The organism is Kribbella sp., assembly GCF_035655035.1.
Taxonomy (GTDB): Bacteria; Actinomycetota; Actinomycetes; order Propionibacteriales; family Kribbellaceae; genus Kribbella.
Map to the genome: position 1 here is coordinate 1 of NZ_DASRVN010000153.1, position 2,334 is coordinate 2,334.

Below are 2,334 nucleotides of genomic sequence, written 5' to 3' on the forward strand. Positions count from 1 at the left end.
CTGCCCAAGTCGGTCTTCCCGGGTGGCGGCATGCTCAGCCCGGCGGTGATCCGCGCCGGCCGAGTGATCGGCGCCTGGAAGCACGCCGACCTCTCGACCGACCTGTCGGAACCCGCGGACCTAGCCGACGAGCTCGCCGACCTCGCCCGGTTCTGACACGTACTTGCGGAGATGTTCCGCGGTTACGGTCGGACTGCTCTCCACCAGGTCAGCCGGCGTACCGGTGAAGACGACCTGACCGCCCGCGTGCCCGGCGCCCGGACCGATGTCGATCAGCCAGTCCGCATGCGCCATCACCGCCTGGTGGTGCTCGATCACGATCACCGTGTTGCCCTGGTCGACGAGGGTGTCGAGCATGCCGAGCAGCTTGTCCACGTCGGCCAGGTGCAACCCGGTGGTCGGCTCGTCGAGGATGTAGATCGACCCGGTCCGCCCCATGTTGATCGCCAGCTTCAGCCGCTGCCGTTCACCGCCGGACAAGGTCGTCAGCGGCTGCCCGAGCCCGATGTACTCCAGCCCGACGGTCGCCAGCCGGTCCAGGATCGTCCGCGCCGTACCCTTCGTGAAGAACTCACGGGCCTCCGCGACCGTCATCCGCAGTACGTCGCTGATGTTCTTGCCGCGCAGCCGGTAGCCGAGCACCTCCGCGGTGAAGCGCGCGCCGTTGCAGTCCTCGCACACCGACGCGACCTCGGCCATCATCGCGAGGTCCGTGTAGACCAGCCCGATGCCCTTGCAGGTCGGGCAGGCACCGACCGAGTTCGCGCTGAACAGGCCCGGCTTCACCTTGTTCGCCTTGGCGAACTCGGCCCGGATCGGGTCCAACAGACCGGTGTACGTCGCCGGGTTGCTGCGTTTCGACCCGCGGATCGGCTCCTGCCCGGCGATGATCACGCCGTCGCGCCCGGCCAGCGAGCCGTGGATCAGCGAACTCTTCCCAGAGCCCGCGACCCCGGTCACCACGGTCAGTACGCCGAGCGGCACGTCCACGCTGACGTCCCGCAGGTTGTGCAGCGTCGCGTCGGTGATCGCCAGCTTCCCGGTGGGACGCCGTACGTCGTCGCGCACGCTCACCCGGTGATCGAGGTACTGCCCGGTCAACGTCCCAGATGCCTTCAGCCCGGCGACATCGCCCGCGTAGCAGAGCCGCCCGCCGGCCAGGCCCGCACCGGGTCCGAGGTCGACGACGTGGTCCGCGATCCGGATCGTCTCCGGCTTGTGCTCGACGACCAGCACCGTGTTGCCCTTGTCCCGCAGTTGCAGCAGCAGGTCGTTCATCTGCTGGATGTCGTGTGGATGCAGCCCGACCGTCGGCTCGTCGAACACGTACGTGACATCGCTCAGGCTCGATCCGAGATGCCGCACCAGCTTCACCCGCTGCGCCTCGCCGCCGGACAGCGTCGACGACTCGCGGTCCAGCGACAGGTACCCGAGCCCGATCGTGACGAACGATTCCAGCAGGTCCCGGAGCCCGTCGAGCATCGGGCCGACCCCGGAGTGCTTGACCCCGGCAACGAACTCGGCGAGATCGCTGATCTGCATCGCCGAGCACTCGCCGATCGTCCGCCCGTCCACGGTCACCGCCCGGGCCGCCGCGTTCAGCCGTACGCCGTGACACTCCGGGCAGGTGTCCTGCCGGATCGCCCGCTCGGCGAACGCCCGCGCCTGGCTCTGCATCGACTGCGGGTCCTTGCTCAGGTACTGGCGTTTGAGCTTGGTGATCAGGCCCTCGAAGGTCAGGTTGCTCTTCCCGACCCGGACCTTCGTCGGCTCCTGGTACAGGAACTGCTGCCACAGCTTGTCGGGGTAGTCCCGCAGCGGGAGGTCGGGGTCGAACAGGCCCGATCGCGCCATCAGCTGCCACGGCCAGCTGTCGACGGCGTACCCGGGCGCCTTGATCGGGCCTTGATTCAGGCTCTTGTCGCGGTCCACGAGTTCGTCGAGGTCGAACTCCGTGGTCCGGCCGAGGCCCTCGCACAGCGGGCACATCCCCTCGGCGCGGTTGAAGCTGAACACCGACGGCGGCCCGGCGTACGGCGTTCCCGCGCGGCTGAACAGGACACGAAGCATGGTGTGCGCGTCGGTCGCGGTACCGACGGTGGAGCGGGCGTTCGCGCCGATCCGCTCCTGGTCGACGACGATCGCGGCGGACAGGTTCCGCAGCGCGTCGACGTCCGGGCGGCCGAGGCTCGGCATGAAGTTCTGGACGAACGCGGTGTAGGTCTCGTTGATCAGCCGCTGCGACTCGGCCGCGACCGTGTCGAAGACGAGCGAGGACTTGCCGGAACCGGAGACCCCGGTGAAGACGGTGAGCCGGCGTTTCGGGATGTCGAG

1 protein-coding gene is annotated in these 2,334 nt (G+C 68.7%); it reads right to left on the reverse strand.

Annotated features, from left to right (window positions below; all coding sequences use genetic code 11):
• Positions 1–120: 120 nt before the first annotated feature.
• Positions 121–2,334, reverse strand: a 2,214-nt coding sequence (locus VFF46_RS08835; RefSeq protein ID WP_325036551.1) for an excinuclease ABC subunit UvrA, incomplete at its 5' end; no start/stop codon positions are given.